This window comes from Prosthecodimorpha staleyi, from assembly GCF_018729455.1.
GTDB classification, from domain to species: Bacteria; Pseudomonadota; Alphaproteobacteria; order Rhizobiales; family Ancalomicrobiaceae; genus Prosthecodimorpha; species Prosthecodimorpha staleyi.
On record NZ_JAHHZF010000006.1, the window covers coordinates 37,096 to 54,264 of the forward strand.

The 17,169-nt window shown below is 69.9% G+C and carries 18 protein-coding genes; 13 read left to right on the forward strand and 5 right to left on the reverse strand.

What is annotated here, in order from left to right; all coding sequences use genetic code 11:
• Window positions 1–158 precede the first annotated feature (158 nt).
• Both KL771_RS12865 and KL771_RS12870 read left to right on the forward strand, forming a co-directional pair.
• Window positions 159–830 (forward strand): CBS domain-containing protein, encoded by a 672-nt coding sequence (locus tag KL771_RS12865; RefSeq protein WP_261968962.1) that lies wholly within the window; start codon window positions 159–161, stop codon window positions 828–830.
• A gap of 97 nt (window positions 831–927) precedes the next feature.
• Complete coding sequence (locus tag KL771_RS12870; RefSeq protein WP_261968963.1) at window positions 928–1,872, forward strand: 1-phosphofructokinase family hexose kinase; 945 nt, start codon at window positions 928–930, stop codon at window positions 1,870–1,872.
• 216 nt (window positions 1,873–2,088) lie between these two features.
• Here the strand turns inward: KL771_RS12870 and KL771_RS12875 are convergent, their stop codons facing one another.
• The 5 genes from KL771_RS12875 to KL771_RS12895 form a co-directional block, all read right to left on the reverse strand.
• Window positions 2,089–3,150: a branched-chain amino acid ABC transporter permease gene (locus tag KL771_RS12875; RefSeq protein WP_261968964.1), complete on the reverse strand. Its 1,062-nt coding sequence runs from the start codon at window positions 3,148–3,150 to the stop codon at window positions 2,089–2,091.
• 16 nt (window positions 3,151–3,166) lie between these two features.
• Complete coding sequence (locus KL771_RS12880; protein WP_261968965.1) at window positions 3,167–4,213, reverse strand: branched-chain amino acid ABC transporter permease; 1,047 nt, start codon at window positions 4,211–4,213, stop codon at window positions 3,167–3,169.
• A 10-nt stretch (window positions 4,214–4,223) separates the two neighbouring features.
• Complete coding sequence (locus KL771_RS12885) at window positions 4,224–4,949, reverse strand: branched-chain amino acid ABC transporter ATP-binding protein (protein ID WP_261968966.1); 726 nt, start codon at window positions 4,947–4,949, stop codon at window positions 4,224–4,226.
• Complete coding sequence (locus KL771_RS12890; RefSeq protein WP_261968967.1) at window positions 4,946–5,761, reverse strand: ABC transporter ATP-binding protein; 816 nt, start codon at window positions 5,759–5,761, stop codon at window positions 4,946–4,948. The genes KL771_RS12885 and KL771_RS12890 overlap by 4 nt, the downstream gene beginning before the upstream one ends.
• Before the next feature lie 178 nt (window positions 5,762–5,939).
• On the reverse strand, window positions 5,940–7,175 hold the full coding sequence (locus tag KL771_RS12895) for a substrate-binding domain-containing protein (RefSeq protein ID WP_261968968.1): 1,236 nt from the start codon (window positions 7,173–7,175) through the stop codon (window positions 5,940–5,942).
• A 227-nt stretch (window positions 7,176–7,402) separates the two neighbouring features.
• On the opposite strand from KL771_RS12895, the gene KL771_RS12900 reads away from it, so the two are divergent.
• From KL771_RS12900 to KL771_RS12950, 11 genes are all read left to right on the forward strand, one after another.
• Window positions 7,403–8,032 (forward strand): TetR/AcrR family transcriptional regulator, encoded by a 630-nt coding sequence (locus KL771_RS12900; protein WP_261968969.1) that lies wholly within the window; start codon window positions 7,403–7,405, stop codon window positions 8,030–8,032.
• Window positions 8,029–8,847: an enoyl-CoA hydratase/isomerase family protein gene (locus tag KL771_RS12905; protein WP_261968970.1), complete on the forward strand. Its 819-nt coding sequence runs from the start codon at window positions 8,029–8,031 to the stop codon at window positions 8,845–8,847. The genes KL771_RS12900 and KL771_RS12905 overlap by 4 nt, the downstream gene beginning before the upstream one ends.
• On the forward strand, window positions 8,844–10,352 hold the full coding sequence (locus KL771_RS12910; RefSeq protein ID WP_261968971.1) for an AMP-binding protein: 1,509 nt from the start codon (window positions 8,844–8,846) through the stop codon (window positions 10,350–10,352). Before KL771_RS12905 ends, KL771_RS12910 begins: the two co-directional genes overlap by 4 nt.
• The gene (locus tag KL771_RS12915; RefSeq protein WP_261968972.1) at window positions 10,349–10,738 is read left to right on the forward strand and encodes a MaoC/PaaZ C-terminal domain-containing protein; all 390 of its coding nucleotides are present in this window, start codon (window positions 10,349–10,351) and stop codon (window positions 10,736–10,738) included. The genes KL771_RS12910 and KL771_RS12915 overlap by 4 nt, the downstream gene beginning before the upstream one ends.
• A complete protein-coding gene (locus tag KL771_RS12920; RefSeq protein ID WP_261968973.1) occupies window positions 10,735–11,127 on the forward strand; it encodes a phosphate acetyltransferase in 393 nt (130 codons plus the stop codon). The genes KL771_RS12915 and KL771_RS12920 overlap by 4 nt, the downstream gene beginning before the upstream one ends.
• Window positions 11,124–11,975 (forward strand): alpha/beta fold hydrolase, encoded by an 852-nt coding sequence (locus KL771_RS12925; RefSeq protein WP_261968974.1) that lies wholly within the window; start codon window positions 11,124–11,126, stop codon window positions 11,973–11,975. Before KL771_RS12920 ends, KL771_RS12925 begins: the two co-directional genes overlap by 4 nt.
• Before the next feature lie 281 nt (window positions 11,976–12,256).
• Complete coding sequence (locus tag KL771_RS12930) at window positions 12,257–13,021, forward strand: ABC transporter ATP-binding protein (protein WP_261968975.1); 765 nt, start codon at window positions 12,257–12,259, stop codon at window positions 13,019–13,021.
• Window positions 13,014–13,730, forward strand: a complete 717-nt coding sequence (locus KL771_RS12935; protein ID WP_261968976.1) for an ABC transporter ATP-binding protein — start codon at window positions 13,014–13,016, stop codon at window positions 13,728–13,730. The genes KL771_RS12930 and KL771_RS12935 overlap by 8 nt, the downstream gene beginning before the upstream one ends.
• 27 nt (window positions 13,731–13,757) lie before the next feature.
• The gene (locus KL771_RS12940; RefSeq protein ID WP_261968977.1) at window positions 13,758–14,981 is read left to right on the forward strand and encodes an ABC transporter substrate-binding protein; all 1,224 of its coding nucleotides are present in this window, start codon (window positions 13,758–13,760) and stop codon (window positions 14,979–14,981) included.
• 143 nt (window positions 14,982–15,124) lie between these two features.
• Window positions 15,125–15,988, forward strand: a complete 864-nt coding sequence (locus tag KL771_RS12945; RefSeq protein WP_261968978.1) for a branched-chain amino acid ABC transporter permease — start codon at window positions 15,125–15,127, stop codon at window positions 15,986–15,988.
• A 1-nt stretch (window position 15,989) separates the two neighbouring features.
• Window positions 15,990–16,994, forward strand: coding sequence for a branched-chain amino acid ABC transporter permease (locus KL771_RS12950; protein ID WP_261968979.1), 1,005 nt, complete (start codon window positions 15,990–15,992; stop codon window positions 16,992–16,994).
• Window positions 16,995–17,169 lie beyond the last annotated feature (175 nt).

Below are 17,169 nucleotides of genomic sequence, written 5' to 3' on the forward strand. Positions count from 1 at the left end.
AGCGCCCGCCCCGAGGGACCTGCCCCACCCCGGCGCTTCGGGCAAGCCCCTGATCGGAGACATCCGGCGTTGATCGGGATCAACGCCGAAAGCTCCAGGTATGTCAGATTCCAGTCACCTCCGGCGGGGGCGCCGGAGACGGACGGAGGAGGAAGCCCATGAGGGCCAAGGATATCATGACCACGGGCGTGATCACGGTCACGCCGGAAACCACCATCGACGCGATTGCGGGCCTGCTGCTCGACCGGCGCATCAGCGCGGTCCCGGTGGTCGATCCGGACGGCACGCTGGTCGGCATCGTCAGCGAGGGCGACCTGATTCGCCGCGTCGAGACCGGCACGGAGCCGCGTCCGTCCTGGTGGCTCGAACTTCTGCGCACCACCGAGGACCGCGCGCTCGACTATGTCCGCAGCCACGGCCGGCGCGCCGCCGAGATCATGAGCACGAGCCTGATCACCGTCGCGGAGGACACCGAACTGCGCGAGATCGCGCGCCTCCTGGAAGACAACAGGATCAAGCGCGTGCCGGTCGTCCGCGACGGCCGTCTGGTCGGCATCGTCAGCCGGGCCGACCTGCTGCGCGGCCTGATCACCGCGCGCCCCGCTGCGCCGCCGGCCGGCGACGACGCGCAGATCCGCACCGAGGCGCTGAAGCGGGTGCATGACAGCGGCATCTCCGACACGCTGCTGAACGTCACGGTCGCCGACGGCACCGCCCATCTGTGGGGCTCGGTGACCACCGAGGCCGAGCGCCTTGCCGCGCGGGTCGCGGTCGAAAACACGCCCGGGGTCGGCGAACTGGTCGATCATCTGCGCGTGCTGCGGCCCTGATCGGGGCGATTGGCGGACGCGGACCGAATCCGTCTAGTCTCGACGCCGGAAGGACCGGCGGCCCGTCGCCGCCGGCCCGTTTCGGCACGGAGACCCGATGACCACCGTCACCCTGACCCTTAATCCGGCCATCGATCTGTGGAGCGAGACCGAGCAGATCCGGCCGAACCACAAGGTCAGGACGGTCAACGACCGCTACGATCCGGGCGGCGGCGGCATCAATGTCGCCCGCGTCCTGCACAATTTCGGCGCGCCGGTCGTCGCCGTGGCGCTGGCCGGCGGGGTCACCGGCAACCTGCTCGGCGAACTCCTGGACCAGGAGGGCGTGCCGCACCGGCTGGTCGAGATCGCCGGGCGCACGCGCATCAATCATGTCGTGTTCGAGCGCCGCACCGGCCACGAGTTCCGCTTCGTGCTGGCCGGCCCGCCGGTCTCGCCCGCCGAGATCGACGAAGCCTTGGCTCTGCTCGACGACATCCCGGCGACCCGCCTCGTCATCAGCGGCAGCCTGCCGCCGGGCCTGCCCGGTTCGGTGATGGGCGATATCGGCCGCCGGGCGGTGGCGCGCGGGATCAAGGTCGCGGTCGACACCTCCGGCGAGGCGCTGCCGGCGGCCGTCGCCAGCGGCACCGTCGACCTCCTCAAGGTCAGCCTCTCGGAACTGGAGAGCCTGGCCGGCCGCGATCTCGCCGATCCGGCCGACCAGGAGCGGGTCGCCGGCGCGCTGATCGCGCAAGGCAAGGTCCGCCGGGTCGCGGTCTCGCTCGGCGGCGACGGCGCCGTGCTGATCGGGGCGGACGGCACCTGGCGCCGGGCCGCGCCGCCGGTCCAGGCGATTTCCACGGTCGGCGCCGGCGACAGCTTCCTGGCCGCGCTGGTCTGGTCGCTCGATCGCGGCGACCCGCCCGGCGAGGCGCTGGCCTGGGGCGTGGCTGCGGGGGCGGCCGCCGTGTCGAAACCGGGCACCCGGCTCTGCCAGTTCGCCGATGTCGAGCGCATCCACGGCCCCGCCCCCGCGGGACTTGGCCGCAGCCCGGCCTGACGGCTGGATTTGTCAGCTAGCCGTCATCATGCCATCATGCCGGCTGGCCATCGGATCCCGAGCCCATGGATTTCGCCCTCGACCCCGCCATTGCCCTGCGCTTCCTCACGGTGCTGTTTGCCTGGGGCGTGGTGGAATTCGTCATCCGGGTCGACCCGATCGATTGATCGGCGCGATCGCCGACCGCCCGGTCGAAGGATCGGCCCGATCGGCCGATCAGCCCTGCCCCGCCTTGCGGAAGCGGCCGACGATGCCGGTCGGGAAGAAATAGACGCTGGCGACGAACAGGATGCCGAGCCAGAGCAGCCAGCGGTCCGGATGGATCAGGTGCGGCAGCAGCGGGATGCCCTCGGTCGCGGCGGCGCCGACGGCCATCAGCTTCTGCAGGTAGTTCTGCGCGACGATGAACAGCGTGGCGCCGATCACCGCGCCGTAGAGCGTGCCCATGCCGCCGATCACCACCATCAGCAGGATGTCGAGCATGATGGCGAAGGACAGCGTGGTATCCGGGCCGGTATAGCGCAGCCAGAGCGCGTTGAGACCGCCGGCCGTCACCGCCATGGCGGCGGCGAGGCAGTTGACCTTGGTGCGGAACACGACGGTGCGGTAGCCGAGCGCCTCGGTGCGGAAGTCGTTCTCGCGGATCGCCTTCAGGACGCTGCCGAAGGGCGAGTTGACGACCCTCAGCGCCAGCAGGAACAGGACCAGCGCCGAGCCGAACAGGATGTAGTAGGTCAGCACCTTGCCGGTGATGTCGAGGCCGAGCACGGGCTCCTCGAACAGCTTGAAGGCCGGTCGCAACTCCGGCGGCACCCGGAAGGAGCGGCCGTCCTCGCCGCCGGTGAAGCCCGACAGCTGCGAGGCGAGGATCGCGAAGGCGGAGGCGACCGCGAGCGTGATCATGGCGAAGAAGATCGCCCGCACCCTGAGCGAGAACAGGCCGATCGCCAGCGCCAGCACGATGCCGAGCCCGAGCGCCAGGGCGAGGCCGCCGAAGACCGAGGCCCAGGTCGCGCCCCAGCTGTAGAGGGCGAGGCCGACCCCGTAGCCGCCGATGCCGTAGAACATGGTGTGGGCGAAGGAGACGATGCCGGCATAGCCGATCAGCAGATCGTAGCTCGCCACCAGGATCACGAAGACGCAGATCTTGGCCGCCGTGTTGAGCGCCTGCGCGCCCGGAAAGACGAAGGGCGCCGCGGCGAGCCCGACCAGGATGGCGAGGATCAGCGCCGAGAGCACCGCCGAGCGCGGCCGGTCGCCGGAGAGAAGCGAGATCATCGATGCCGTCTCCAGCTTACCGTTTCGCAACCGGATAGAGCCCGCTCGGCCGCCACAGCAGGATGCCGGCCATCAGCAGGATGTTGGAGGCGAGCGCGATCTTCGGCGCCAGGAAGCCGACATAGTTGGCGGTCAGCGCGACCAGGAGCGCGCCGAGGAAGCAGCCGCCGACCGAGCCGAGCCCGCCGATGATGATGACGATGAAGACCATCACCATCACCTCCGAGCCGAGCGCCGCCGTCATGGTCTCCCGGTAGAAGGCCCACAGCGTGCCGCCGAGCCCGGCCAGCGCCGAGCCGGCCGCGAAGACCATCACGAACAGCCGCTTGACCCGGTAGCCGAGCGCCTCGACCATCTCGACATTCTCAACGCCGGCCCGGATCAGGAGCCCGAGGCGGGTGCGGTTCAAGACCAGCACCATGCCGAGGAAGACGACCAGGCCGACGCCGACCGCGACCAGGCGGAACTTCTCGACCGCCACGTCGCCGAACAGAACCGCGCCGCGCAGGCCGGCCGGCAGCGCCATCGACTTCTGCTCGCCGCCCCAGACGACATGGATCATCTGCTCGGCGATGATCAGCCCGCCCATGGTGACCAGGATCTGCTTCAGGTGCTGGCCGTAGACCGGCATCACGATGACCCGCTCGAAGGCGTAGCCGAGCGCCGCCGTACCCGCCATGGCGACGCCGGCGGCGAGCCCGAGCGCGGCGAGATTGAGCGCCAGATTGTCGACCTGGACCCAGCCGGCGAGCGGGATCAGCGCCGTCATGGCCAGATAGGCGCCGATCGAGATGAAGGCGCCGTGGCCGAAATTGAGCACATCCATCAGGCCGAAGACCAGCGTCAGCCCGGAGGCTATGACGAAGATCATCATCCCCATGGCGAGGCCGGCAAGCGTCAGCGTGATCCAGGTGGTCGGATCGCCGATCAGCAGGAAGGAGACGGCGGCGATCACCGGCAGGATCAGGAGCGGCAGCCGGTCGTGCGGCAGGCGCGGGATCGGCTCGGCGGGCGCGGAGGACGCCGGTGCGGCGGCGGTCGGGTCGGACAGGGTTTCGCTCATCGGGCCGGCCTCACTGGTGCTGGTCGAGCGAGAGGCCGAGCAGCCGCGTCTGCAGCGCGGCGTCGGCGGCGAGATCGGCCATCCGGCCGGCATGGACGATGCGGCCGTCGTCCATCACGGCGACGCCGTCGCCCAGGCTGGCGGCGAAGCGGAAATTCTGCTCGACCAGCAGGATCGTGGTGCCGCCGCGCTTCAGCTCGCGGAAGGCGCCGATCATGGCCTCGATGATCGCCGGGGCGATGCCCTTGGTCGGCTCGTCGACCAGGATCAGGTCGCGCGGCTCGATCACCGACCGGGCGATCGAGAGCATTTGCTTCTGCCCGCCGGAGAGCACGCCTGCGGGGAAGTCCCAGAACTTCCGGAGCGCCGGGAAGAAGCCGAAGATCCAGTCGAGCCGCCGGGGGTCGGGCCGTCCCGCGCGGGCGGCAAGCTGCATGTTCTCGGCGACCGTCAGATCGGCGAAGATGCCCATGCTTTCGGGCACATAGGCGATGCCGAGGCGGGCGATGTCGGGCGTCGCCCAGCCGCCGATCTCGCGCCCACGCCAGGTCAGCCGGCCGGCGCTCGGCTGCCACAGGCCCATGATCGTTCTGAGACAGGTGGTCTTGCCGGCACCGTTGCGGCCGAGCAGCACGGTCAGTTCGCCCTCCGGCACGGCAAGGTCGACGCCCTGCAGGATGTGATACTGGCCGATATGGGTGTGGACCCCCTCGAGCCGGACCAGGTCGGCGGTCATCGGGCGGCCTCCCTGCCGGCAGCAGCGGTCGGGGCGGCCGGGGGTGCGGCGGATGCGGCAGGGGCGGCGGCCATGCCCAGATAGGCCTCCTGCACGATCGGCGAGGCGATCACCGCGCCGGGTTCGCCATCGGCGACCAGGCGACCCTGATGCAGCACGACGATGCGGTCGGCGAGCGAGCGGACCACGTCCATCTTGTGCTCGACCAGCAGGATGGTCTTGTCGCGGCGTTCCTTCAGGCGGCGGATCAGGTCGAGCACCACCGGCACCTCGTCGACCGACATGCCGGCGGTCGGCTCGTCGAACATGTAGACCATCGGCTCCAGGGCCATCATGATCGCGACCTCCAGCTTGCGCTTGTCGCCATGGCTGAGCGCGGCGGCGGGCTGCGCGGCGGCCGCGTCCAGATGCACCTCGGCCAGGATCAAGTCGGCCTTGGCGATCCAGTCGCGGTGGCCGGAGGCGAGCGACAGCATCGAGCCGCCGCCGCCCGCATGGGCCTGCACGGCGAGGCGGACATTCTCGCGCACGCTGAGATTGGGAAAGAGGTTGGTCAGCTGGAAGGCGCGGCCGAGCCCGGCCCGCGCGCGCGCCGCCGTCCCGGCGCCGGAGAGATCGCGGCCGTTGAGCACGACGCGGCCGGCGCTTGCCCGGATCTGGCCGGAGATCAGGTTGAAATAGGTCGTCTTGCCGGCCCCGTTCGGCCCCACGATCGCGGTCAGCGTGCCGGCCTCGAAGGCCGCCGTCACCCCGTCGACGGCGACATGGCCGCCGAAGCGCACGGTCAGGTCATGGGTTTCGAGGACGGGCATCGAGAACCGATCGGGGTTGGGAGGCAAGGGTCGAAGAGGCATCGCGCCATCACCGCCGGCGGCCGGCCCCGGCCGCGTCACCGGCTCTCGGGCGCGACCGCGACGGGCTCCATCGGCAAGGCGCGGCATCGGCTACCGAGCCGGGTGTGATCACGCGATCGCACCCGGCGATGGCAACTCAGCGCTTGTTCTTGATCGGGACCGGCAGGTCCTTGGCCGGGATGGTGGCGACCCATTCGAGCAGGTCGGTATCGGTGGCGCCGGCCTTGATGCGCCAGTGATACATGTCCTGCATCGCCTGATGGTCCTCCTTGCGGAAGGTCATCGTGCCCTTCGGGGTCTCGAAGGAGAGCCCCTCCATGGCGGCGATCAGCTTCTCGCTGTCGGTCGATCCGGCCTTGGTCAGGCCGGCCACCAGGGCCGCGGCGGCCGAGAAGCCGCCGGCGACGAAGAAGTCCGGCGGAGCGTTGAAACGCTTCTGGTATTCGGTCTTCAGCCAGTCGTTCTGCGGGTTCTTGGGGAAGCCGTAGTAGTAGTAGATGCCGCCCTCGGTGCCCGCGAAGGCCTTCCAGGCCGCCATGGCCGGCAGGATGTTGCCGCCCGGCGCCAGCGCGATGCCGAAGCGCTCGGGCTTCATGTCGACGAACTTGGCGAGCGGATGCGCGCCGGCCCAGATGAAGGCGATGACGCGCTTGCCGGGCTTCTCCTTCAGTGCGCCGAACAGGCGCTCGGCGGAGGGCGCGAAGTCGGCCGTGTTGCCGGCGGCATATTCCTCCGAGACGATCCTGGCCTTCGGGCGGATCGCGGCGAGCGCCTCCTTGAAGGCGGCGACGCCGTCGCGGCCGAAGGCCGTGTCGAGCGCCATCATGCCGATCGAGACCTCCTCGCCGGCGGGGATCGCGGCTGCGGCCGCATAGGCGTCCTGCGTGGAGGACCGGCCGGTGCGAAACACGTAGCGGTTCCACTTCTCGCCGGTGATCGAATCGGCGACCGCCGGCTCGACGATCAGCACCTTCTTGAACTCCTCGGCAACCGGCAGCATGGCCAGCGCGATCGGGGAGCCGGTGGTGCCGACCGCCACGTCGGCCTTGTCGTCGCCGTAGCATTCCTCCAAGAGCGACTTGCCGCGGTCGGGCTTCAGCTGGTCGTCCTTGACCAGGACGGTCAGCTTGTCGGCGCCGACCTGCATCGTGCCCTTGGTCAGGAATTCCAGCCCCATCATGAAGCCGTTCTCGGTCTGCTTGGCATAGGCCTCCAGCGCGCCGGTCTTGCCGGCGATCAGGCAGACCTTGATCTCCTTGGCGGTCGCCGGCGCGGCGAAGACGGCGGCCGAGCCCAGCAGGGCAGCGGCGACGGCCGCGCCGAGCGGCGCGGTCCTGGCGGGAATGCGGATTGCGGACCAGCGAGCGGACATTTTCACCTCCCGGATCGAACCGCCGGCCCAAGGCCCTGTTGCGGCTCGCATTTCCTCGGTTCGGACTCGTGCCGTTGCGGCTTTCGCGTCGCCTCGGGTCGATCAAAGTCGGACCAGATTTGACACTTGAGTCATGTTTCAGGTGAAGCTATCGTTACCCCGTTCGGCCGTCAAGGTCGGGCGCGCCGAAGGGTCCGGGAGAGACCGCCGGCAGGGAGAGACGACAGATGCAGGAGCGCGCAAGCGAAGCGCCGCTGCCGAGGCCAAAGACCTCGCGCGGCGAAGCGACCCGGCAGAAGCTGATCGACGCGGCCATCCGCGAGATCGGCCGGCGCGGCTTCGCGGACGCCTCGGTGGCCGGCATCACCCAGGAGGCGGGCGTCGCGCAGGGCACCTTCTACGTCTACTTCCGCTCCAAGGAGGAGGTCTTACGCGAACTCGTGCTGCGCATGGGCCGGCGGCTGCGCCACTTCCTGACCCAGGCGACGACCGGCGCGGCCGACCGGCTGGAGGCCGAACGGCTCGGCCTCGTCGCCTTCCTGCGCTTCGTGCGCGACAATCCGGACCTCTACCGGATCGTCGCCGAGGCCCAGTTCGTCGATTTCGAGGCCTACCGGCGCTATTACGACGATTTCGCCGCGGCCTACGAGGAAGTCCTGAAGGCCGCCGTCGGGCGCGGCGAGATCAGCCCCGGCCATTCCGGCGTGCGGGCCTGGGCCCTGATGGGCATCGCCGACATGGTCGGCCAGCGCTACGCGCTGTGGGACGATCAGGCCTCGCTCGAGGAGATCGCCGCAGCCGGTTACGACCTGATCGCCCACGGACTGTCGCCGAAGCCGGCGGGAGACGCCCGATGAGCGCGAGCGATGTTGTCCATCTAAGCGCGAGCGATCTCGTCCGCCTCGACGTGACCGGCGCCGTGGCGCGCCTCACGCTCGCCCGCCCGGCCCGCCACAATGCCCTGGTGCCGGAACTGGTCGAGGGTCTCGTTGCCGCGCTCGATCGCATCGCCGGCGCCTCGCTCGACGCGCTCGTGCTGGCCGCGGAGGGCCGCAGCTTCTCGACCGGTGGCGACCTTGCCGGCTTTGCCGCCGTGCCGCGCGGCCAGCGCCGCGCCTATGCGGACCGGCTCGTCGGCGGGCTCAACCGGGCCATCCTGGCGCTGATCGAGCTGCCCTTCCCGACCATCGCGCGCGTCCAGGGGCCGGTCACCGGCGGCGCGCTCGGTCTGGTGCTCGCCTGCGATCTCGCCGCCATGAGCCGGGCCGCCTTCCTGGCGCCCTACTATGTCGCGGTCGGCTTCGCCCCGGACGGCGGCTGGACGGCCCTGCTGCCCGACCGGATCGGCGTCGCACAGGCCCGTGCGATCCAGCTTCTCAACCGCCATGTCGACGCCGACGAGGCCGCCGGGCTCGGCATCGTCACCGCGGCGGTCGATCCGGAGGCGCTGGATGAGACCGTCGACGGCTGGCTGGCGACGCTGGCCGGCCACGATGCCGGCGCCATCCTGGCGACGCGCGAACTCCTGATGCCGGCCGAGGCGACCGCCGCGCTCGCCGCCCGGCTCGCCGCCGAGAAGGCCCGCTTCCTGGAGATGGTCGACGACGACGCCGTCGATGCCGGCCTTGCCCGCTTCCTCGACGCCCCCCGCATCCGGAAGGTCGAGCCATGACGCCGATCCCCGATTTCGCCCGCCGCCGTGCCGAACTGACCCCCGACCGCCTCGCCTTCGAGGAGATCGCGACGGGCCGCCGCGCCACCTTCGCCGAGGTCGACGCGGCCACGACCCGCATCGCCGCGGTCCTGCGCGCCCGCGGCCTCGCCGACGGCGCCCGGGTCGCGGTGCTGTGCCTCAACACCGCGCGCTTCTTCGAGATCCTGTTCGCCGCCGCCCGCACGGGCGCCATCCTGGTGCCGCTCAACTGGCGCCAGACCCCGGCCGAACTGATCCCGATCCTCGATGATTGTGGCGCCGGCCTCCTGATCCACGACGCCGCGACGGCCGAGCTCGCCGCGGCCCTCGGCCCGGTCGCGCGTCTGTCCTTCACCGAGTTGGAGGTCGAGATGGCCGCCGCGGCGCCGGAGGCCCCGACCGGCGCTCTACCCGGCTGGCCGGCCGACCGGGTCTGGTACCTGCTCTACACCTCCGGCACGACCGGAAAGCCCAAGGCCGTGATCCAGACCGCCGGCATGGCACTCGCCAATGCGGTCAACATTGCCCAGGCGACGCAGCTGCGCGAGACCGATGTCACGCTGAACGTCCTGCCGCTGTTCCACACCGCCGGCATCAACCTGCACGCCCTGCCGGTCTTCCTGTGGGGCGCCGCCAGCCTGGTCATGCCGCGCTTCGATGTCGATGCGACGGTCCGGCTGATCGCGGACGGGCGGTTGACGCTGTTCTTCGGCGTCCCGGCGCTCTACCAGGCGATCGCGCTGCACGCCGATTTCGACCGGCTCGACGTGTCGCGCCTGCGCCACTGGGGCTGCGGCGGCGCGCCCCTGCCCGAGCCGCTGATCCGGTTGTTCCTCGACCGCGGCGCCCGGGTCTGCAACGGCATGGGCATGACCGAGACCGGCCCGACCGTGTTCCTGATGGACCCGGAGCAGGCACCGAACAGGATCGGCTCGGTCGGCAAGCCGCAGGTGCTGGCCGAGGTCCGCATCGTCGGGCCGGACGGCGCCGACCTGCCGGACGGCAGCGTCGGCGAACTCCTGTTCCGCGGCCCGGCCGTGACGCCCGGCTATTTCGGCAACCAGCCAGCCACCGAGGCCGCCTTCGCGCCCGGCGGCTGGCTGCGCTCGGGCGATGTGGGCCGTCGCGATGCCGACGGCTATTACTATATCGTGAGCCGGATCAAGGAGATGTACATCTCCGGCGGCGAGAACGTCTATCCGGCCGAGGTCGAGGCGGTGCTCGACGCCCACCCGGCCGTTCTGGAGGCCGCGGTCGTCGGCGTGCCGGATGCACGCTGGGGCGAGGTCGGCCATGCCGTCATCCGGCTCAGGCCCGGCGCCAGCCTGGATGCCGAGGCCCTGCGCGCCCATGCCCGCGCCCGCCTCGCCGCCTACAAGGTGCCGAAATACGTGACCGTCGTCGAAGACTATCCGCGCACCGCCGCCGGCAAGGTGCAGAAGCACCTGCTCGCCCGCAGCCTGGCCCCGGAGACCGCACCATGACCGGCCCCGCCGCCTTCACGCTGGACTGGACGCCGACCCAGGCGGAGTTCGACGCCTTCGCGAAGGTGTCCGGCGACGACAACCCGATCCATGTCGACCCCGCCTTTTCGGCCCGCACCCGCTTCGGCCGGACCGTGTCGCACGGCATGCTGATCTACGCCAAGGTCTGGGGGCTGATCCGCAGCCGGCTGCCGGTCGGCCCGCAGGTCGCCCAGACGCTGGTCTTCGCCCATCCGACCTATGCCGGCGAGACGGTCCGCATCGAGGTCGCCGAGATCGGGCGCGACGCGGCCGGCATCCGCCTCGCGGTCGCGGCGCGGCGCATCGAAGACGGTGCCAGCGGCCTGGAGGGCGAGGCGCTGTTCGCCTGGGAGGCAGCACGATGAGGATCGGCGCCCGCGTCTCCGTCTCGCGCGTCTTCGAGCCGGCCGAGATCGCCGCCTTCCACAGCCTCGCCGGGGCGCCGGAGGCCGATGCGTCGACGGTCCCTGAGCCGCTCGTCGCCGGCATGATCTCCTACCTGCTCGGCGTCGAACTGCCCGGCCGCGGCACCAACTATCTGAAGCAGTCGCTCGATTTCCATCATGCCGCCCCGGCGTCGCGCACGCTGGTGGCGAGCGTCGAGATCACGCGGCTGCGGCCCGAGAAGCATCTCTGCGACCTCGCCACCACGATCGTCGACGCCGACGGCCGATTGATCGCGACCGGGCGGGCGCTGGTCTATGTCGAGGATGTCGCCGCCGGCGACTCGGCCGTCGACCGGGAGGCCTCGTGACCGCGGCCGCCCTCTCCGCCCCGATCCCGCCGCTGCGGGCCGTCGCGCATTTCGATCGCGGCGCCGGCCGGCCGGTCGTCTTCCTGCACGGCTGGGCGACCCATGGCGGGTTCTTCCGGTTCCAGGAGCCCCTGGCGGGGCCCGACCGGCGCCTGATCGCGCTCGATCTGCCGGGTCACGGCGCCGCCCGCGCCGAAGGCCGCCCGGTCGTCTTCGCCGATCTGGCACCGGCGGTCGCGGACTGGCTCGAGGGCGCCGGGCTCGACGGCGTCGTGCTGGTTGGCTGGTCGATGGGGGCAAGCGTCGCCTTCGACCTGATCGCCCGCTTCGGCTTGGACCGGATCGCCGGCCTCGTCGTGATCGACATGACCGCCCGCATCCTCGATGCGCCGGGCTGGACCCACGGCCTCGCCGGCGGCCTGACACCGGCCCAGGTCGAGCGGGCCAGTGCCGCCATGCGGGCGAATTGGCCGCGCCAGGCCGAGCGCGTGGTCGAGCGCCTGTTCGCGCCCGGCCGGCGCACCGACACGGCCGACCTCGCCGGCTTCATCGAGGCGATCGAAGCCGCCGACGGGGCCGCCATGGCGTCGCTGTGGTCGACGCTCGCGACGACCGACTTCCGCAGCCTGCTGCCGCGGATCGACCGGCCCGCGCTGGTCGTGACCGGCGCCGAGAGCCGCCTCTATCGGCCGGATGTCGGCGTCGCCATGGCGCAGGCGCTGGCCCGGGGCCGCCATGTCGCGATCGAGGGCGCCGGCCACGCGCCGCAGATCGAAGCACCCGCCGCCTTCAACCGCGTGCTGGCAGATTTCATCGCGAGCCTGAACGATCAGGATCAGCAGCCATGACGGACCAGAGCTATGCGTCGATCGCATCATACCGCATTGCAGCAGAGACAATTCGGAGAGGCATAGTGTTGGATCCTCGGACAACAGAGCGGGCGTGCGCGGCGGGTGCCGAACCCGTGCCGAACATTTGCGCGCCCACAATCGCCTTTCCGCTTTACCGGTTTGGGCGGGATCGCTAGTTTCCGCCACAACATCTTCATCGGCCTGGACTTTCCGTCACAAGTCCAGGGCCCAAGCGGGCCTCAGACCCGCACCGAGGAAACGGTTCCCCGAGGAGCGCCATGGCTGCAGCCGACGCCGTCCCCATTCTCGTAGCGGAAGGTCTGACCAAGACCTTCGCCGGCTTCACCGCCGTCAACAATGTCAACCTCTCGGTCCGGCGCGGGACCATCCACGCGCTGATCGGCCCGAACGGCGCCGGCAAGACGACCTGCTTCAACCTGCTGACCAAGTTCCTCACCCCGTCCGGCGGGCGCATCCTCTACAAGGGCGAGGACATCACGGGCCTGAAGCCGGCCGATGTGGCGCGCCTCGGGCTGATCCGCTCGTTCCAGATCTCGGCGGTCTTCCCGCACCTGACCGCGCTCGAAAACGTCCGCGTCGCCCTGCAGCGCCAGCGCGGCAATTCGTTCGACTTCTGGCGCTCCAAGTCGGTGCTCGGCGTCTACGACGCGCGCGCGGCCGAACTCCTGGAGGATGTCGGCCTGGCCGAGTTCATCCATTCCCGCGCGGTCGAGCTCTCCTACGGCCGCAAGCGCGCCCTGGAGATCGCCACCACGCTGGCGCTCGACCCGGAAATGATGCTGCTCGACGAACCGATGGCCGGCATGGGCCACGAGGACATCGAGCGGATCACGGCGCTGATCCGCCGCGTCGCCGCCAACCGGACCGTGCTGATGGTCGAGCACAATCTGAGCGTCGTCGCCGAACTCTCGGACACCATTACGGTCCTGACCCGCGGCCAGGTGCTGGCGGAGGGCGACTACGCGACCGTGTCGACCAATCCGGCGGTGCAGCAGGCCTATATGGGGGATGCCGATGGCTGAGGCGGCAAACGGGGCCCTGCTTACGGTGGCGGGCCTGGAGGCCTGGTACGGCGAATCCCACATCCTGCACGGCGTCGACTTCCACGTCCGGCCGGGCGAGGTGGTGACCCTGCTCGGCCGCAACGGCGCCGGCAAGACGACGACGCTGAAGTCGGTCATGGGCATGATCGGCAAGCGGTCCGGCTCGATTGTCTTCGACGGCGCCGAGACCATCCGGCTGACCTCCGACCGGATCGCGCGCGCCGGCATCGCGCTCTGCCCGGAGGAGCGCGGCATCTTCGCCAGCCTCGACGTGAAGGAGAACCTGACCCTGCCGCCGGTCGTGCGGCCCGGCGGACTCAGCCTGGACCAGATCTTCGAGCTGTTCCCGAACCTGAAGGAACGGCTCGGCAGCCAGGGCACCAAGCTCTCGGGCGGCGAGCAGCAGATGCTGGCGATCGGCCGCATCCTGCGCACCGGCGCCCGCCTGCTGATGCTCGATGAGCCGACCGAGGGCCTCGCCCCGGTCATCATCCAGCAGATCGGCCGGACCATCGCCCGGCTGAAGCAATCCGGATTCACGATTCTGCTCGTCGAGCAGAACTTCCGCTGGGCCTCGAAGGTCGCGGACCGGTTCTACGTCATGGAACACGGCCGCGTCGTCGACGGCTTCGCCAGTGCCGACCTGGAAGCCAACAAGCAGAAACTTCAAGACTATCTCGGCGTCTGATCGGCCGAGCAAGAGAGGAAAGAGCCCATGCAGTCTCGCACCATCACCGCGCTGCTCGCCGCCGTTGCGGCGACCGCGCTGACCGTCGGTTCCGCGGCGGCGCAGGACAACAAGACCGTCCGCATCGGCAACCTGTCCGACCAGTCCGGCCTCTATGCCGATCTCGGCGGCCCGGGTTCGACGCTGGCCGCCCAGATGGCGATCGAGGATTCCGGCCTCCTCGCCAAGGGCTGGAAGATCGACGTGATCGCCGGCGACCACCAGAACAAGCCCGACGTGGGCACCAACATCGCCCGCCAGTGGTACGACGTCGACAAGGTCGACGTGATCGTCGACACGCCGAATTCCGGCGTCGCGCTCGCCGTCAACCAGGTCACCCGCGAAAAGAACAAGGCGTTCCTGAATTCCGGCGCCGCCACCTCGGACCTGTCCGGCAAGGCCTGCTCGCCCAACACCGTCCACTGGACCTACGACACCTGGATGCTGGCGCACGGCACCGGCGAGGCGGTGGTGAAGTCGGGCGGCGACAGCTGGTTCTTCCTGACCGCCGACTATGCCTTCGGCCACGCACTTGAGCGCGACACGACCGAAGTCGTCAAGGCCAACAAGGGCACCGTCACGGGCGCCGTCCGCCATCCGCTCAACACCGCCGACTTCTCGTCCTTCCTGCTGCAGGCGCAGTCGTCCAAGGCCAAGATCATCGGCCTCGCCAATGCCGGCGGCGACACCACCAACTCGATCAAGCAGGCCTCGGAATTCGGCATCACCGCCGGCGGCCAGAAGCTCGCCGCGCTGCTCCTGTTCCTGCCCGACGTGCACGCCCTCGGCCTGCAGGTCGCCCAGGGCCTGACCTTCACCGAGACTTTCTACTGGGACCTGAACGACCAGACCCGGGCCTTCTCCAAGCGCTTCTCCGAGCGCATGAAGAACAAGATGATGCCGTCGATGGTCCATGCCGGCGTCTATTCGGCCGTGCTGCACTATCTGAAGGCGATGGAGACCTTCGGCGGCAATCCCGGCGACGGCGCCAAGGTGGTCGCCAAGATGAAGGAGATGCCGACCGACGACGCGCTGTTCGGCAAGGGCACGATCCGCGCCGACGGCCGCAAGCTGCACCCGGCCTATCTGTTCGAAGTCAAGAAGCCGGCCGAGTCGAAGGGTCCCTGGGACTACTACAAGCTGGTCGCCACCATCCCGGCCGACAAGGCCTTCCGGCCGACCGCCGAGGGCGGCTGCCCGCTCGTGAAGTGATCGCGCGCACGATCTGATCCCGGCTGCGGGGCCGGTCCGCCGAGCCCCGCCGCCGTCCGGTCTCGGCCGGCCCGCCTCCCGCGGGACCGGCCGGTCCGCCCGCCGTTTCAGCGACATCCCGGAACCCGGTGCCCGGAGCCGCCATGCAAGCCCTCTACGGACAGCTCGTCGTCGGACTGATCAACGGGTCCTTCTACGCCCTCTTGAGCCTCGGGCTCGCCGTCATTTTCGGCATGCTCAACATCATCAACTTCGCCCATGGCGCCTTCTACATGATGGGCGCCTTCGCGGCCTATTTCCTGCTCAACTGGGCGGGGCTCGGCTACTGGTGGGCGCTCGTCCTGGCGCCCCTGATGGTCGGCGCGGTCGGCGTGCTGGTCGAGCGCACCATGCTGCAGTGGCTGACCGGGCTCGACCATCTCTACGGGCTCTTGCTGACCTTCGGGCTCGCGCTGGTCATCCAGGGCGTGTTCCAGAACGAGTTCGGCTCGTCCGGCCTGCCCTATGCGATCCCGGCCGAACTGCGCGGCGCGCAGAATCTCGGCTTCATGTTCCTGCCCAACTACCGCGCCTGGGTGATCGTCTTCTCCCTCGTCGTCTGCCTGGCGACCTGGTTCGTGATCGAGCGCACCAAGCTCGGCGCCTATCTGCGCGCCGCCACCGAGCGCCCGGAACTGGTCCGCGCCTTCGGCATCGACGTGCCGCGCATGATCACGCTGACCTACGGCTTCGGCGTCGCGCTGGCCGCGCTCGCCGGCGTGCTCGCCGCCCCGATCAACCAGGTCCGGCCGCTGATGGGCGCGGATTTCATCATCGTGGTCTTCGCCGTGGTGGTGATCGGCGGCATGGGCTCGATCATGGGCTCGATCGTGACCGGCTTCGCGCTCGGCCTGATCGAGGGCCTGACCAAGTATTTCTATCCCGAGGCTTCCAGCACGGTCGTGTTCGTCATCATGGCGATCGTCCTGCTGGTCAAGCCGAACGGCCTGTTCGGAAGGACCGCCTGACATGACCGGCGCGACCCATGCCGCCCCCGCTGCCGCCTCCGGCGCCGCTCCCTCCGGCCCTCTCGCCGCGCGCGCCGAGATCCTTGCCTTCCTGGTCATGGCCGGCCTGCTCGCCGCCCTGCCGCTGACCGGGCTGATCTATCCCTATTTCCTGATGCAGGCGCTGTGCTTCGCGATCTTCGCCTGCGCCTTCAACCTGCTGATCGGCTATGTCGGCCTGCTCTCCTTCGGCCATGCCATGTTCCTCGGCACCGGCGGCTACATCGCCGCCCATACCGCCAAGGTCTGGGGCTTTCCGCCGGAACTGGCCATCCTGGCCGGCCTTGCCGCGGCCGGGGCGATCGGCGCCGTGGTCGGCCTGCTCGCCATCCGCCGCCAGGGCATCTATTTCGCCATGACCACGCTGGCGCTGTCGCAGATGGTCTATTTCGTCTACCTGCAGGCGCCCTTCACCCATGGCGAGGACGGCATCCAGAGCGTGCCGCAGGGCCGGCTGTTCGGCCTCTTCGACCTCTCCCAGCAGCAGACCTTCTACTATGTCGTGCTGGCGGTGTTCCTGATCGCCTTCCTGCTGATCCGGCGCATCGTCAACTCGCCCTTCGGCGACATCCTGAAGGCGATCCGCGAGAACGAGCCGCGCGCCATCTCGCTCGGCTACCGCACCGAGCGCTACAAGCTGATGGCCTTCGTGCTGTCGGCGACGCTGGCCGGCCTCGCCGGCTCGGTCAAGGCGCTGGTCGCGCAGAACGCCTCGCTGACCGACGTGCACTGGACCATGTCGGGCGAGGTCGTGCTGATGTGCCTGGTCGGCGGGCTGGGCACCATCTTCGGGCCGGTGATCGGCGCCGTGGTGATCATCGCCATGCAGCAGTATCTGGCTGGCTTCGGCCAGTGGGTGCTGGTCATCCAGGGCGTGATCTTCATCGCCTGCGTGCTCGCCTTCCGCCGCGGCATCGTCGGCGAGATCATCGCCTTCGCCCAGTGGCGCAGCGCCGAGAAGCGCTGACCGCTGCCGAACCGGACCGGTCCCTGCGCACGGGGCCGGCCCCGGCCGGATCGCCGCCGGGCGGTTCCGTCCGCAGGGGCCGGGCCGGCAGAGCCCCTCGCGTCGGCTGGCGACGGACATGCGGCCGCCCACCGTCGCAAAGGGCGTGGATCCCGGCCATGCGGATCGCCGCCTA

What these genes read in the sequence shown, in the direction of transcription:
- KL771_RS12865 (WP_261968962.1), top strand. Translation starts at nt 159, where the DNA reads ATGAGGGCCAAGGATATCATGACCACGGGCGTGATCACGGTCACGCCG.
- KL771_RS12870 (WP_261968963.1), top strand. Translation starts at nt 928, where the DNA reads ATGACCACCGTCACCCTGACCCTTAATCCGGCCATCGATCTGTGGAGC.
- KL771_RS12875 (WP_261968964.1), bottom strand. Translation starts at nt 3,150, where the DNA reads ATGATCTCGCTTCTCTCCGGCGACCGGCCGCGCTCGGCGGTGCTCTCG.
- KL771_RS12880 (WP_261968965.1), bottom strand. Translation starts at nt 4,213, where the DNA reads ATGAGCGAAACCCTGTCCGACCCGACCGCCGCCGCACCGGCGTCCTCC.
- KL771_RS12885 (WP_261968966.1), bottom strand. Translation starts at nt 4,949, where the DNA reads ATGACCGCCGACCTGGTCCGGCTCGAGGGGGTCCACACCCATATCGGC.
- KL771_RS12890 (WP_261968967.1), bottom strand. Translation starts at nt 5,761, where the DNA reads ATGCCCGTCCTCGAAACCCATGACCTGACCGTGCGCTTCGGCGGCCAT.
- KL771_RS12895 (WP_261968968.1), bottom strand. Translation starts at nt 7,175, where the DNA reads ATGTCCGCTCGCTGGTCCGCAATCCGCATTCCCGCCAGGACCGCGCCG.
- KL771_RS12900 (WP_261968969.1), top strand. Translation starts at nt 7,403, where the DNA reads ATGCAGGAGCGCGCAAGCGAAGCGCCGCTGCCGAGGCCAAAGACCTCG.
- KL771_RS12905 (WP_261968970.1), top strand. Translation starts at nt 8,029, where the DNA reads ATGAGCGCGAGCGATGTTGTCCATCTAAGCGCGAGCGATCTCGTCCGC.
- KL771_RS12910 (WP_261968971.1), top strand. Translation starts at nt 8,844, where the DNA reads ATGACGCCGATCCCCGATTTCGCCCGCCGCCGTGCCGAACTGACCCCC.
- KL771_RS12915 (WP_261968972.1), top strand. Translation starts at nt 10,349, where the DNA reads ATGACCGGCCCCGCCGCCTTCACGCTGGACTGGACGCCGACCCAGGCG.
- KL771_RS12920 (WP_261968973.1), top strand. Translation starts at nt 10,735, where the DNA reads ATGAGGATCGGCGCCCGCGTCTCCGTCTCGCGCGTCTTCGAGCCGGCC.
- KL771_RS12930 (WP_261968975.1), top strand. Translation starts at nt 12,257, where the DNA reads ATGGCTGCAGCCGACGCCGTCCCCATTCTCGTAGCGGAAGGTCTGACC.
- KL771_RS12935 (WP_261968976.1), top strand. Translation starts at nt 13,014, where the DNA reads ATGGCTGAGGCGGCAAACGGGGCCCTGCTTACGGTGGCGGGCCTGGAG.
- KL771_RS12940 (WP_261968977.1), top strand. Translation starts at nt 13,758, where the DNA reads ATGCAGTCTCGCACCATCACCGCGCTGCTCGCCGCCGTTGCGGCGACC.
- KL771_RS12945 (WP_261968978.1), top strand. Translation starts at nt 15,125, where the DNA reads ATGCAAGCCCTCTACGGACAGCTCGTCGTCGGACTGATCAACGGGTCC.
- KL771_RS12950 (WP_261968979.1), top strand. Translation starts at nt 15,990, where the DNA reads ATGACCGGCGCGACCCATGCCGCCCCCGCTGCCGCCTCCGGCGCCGCT.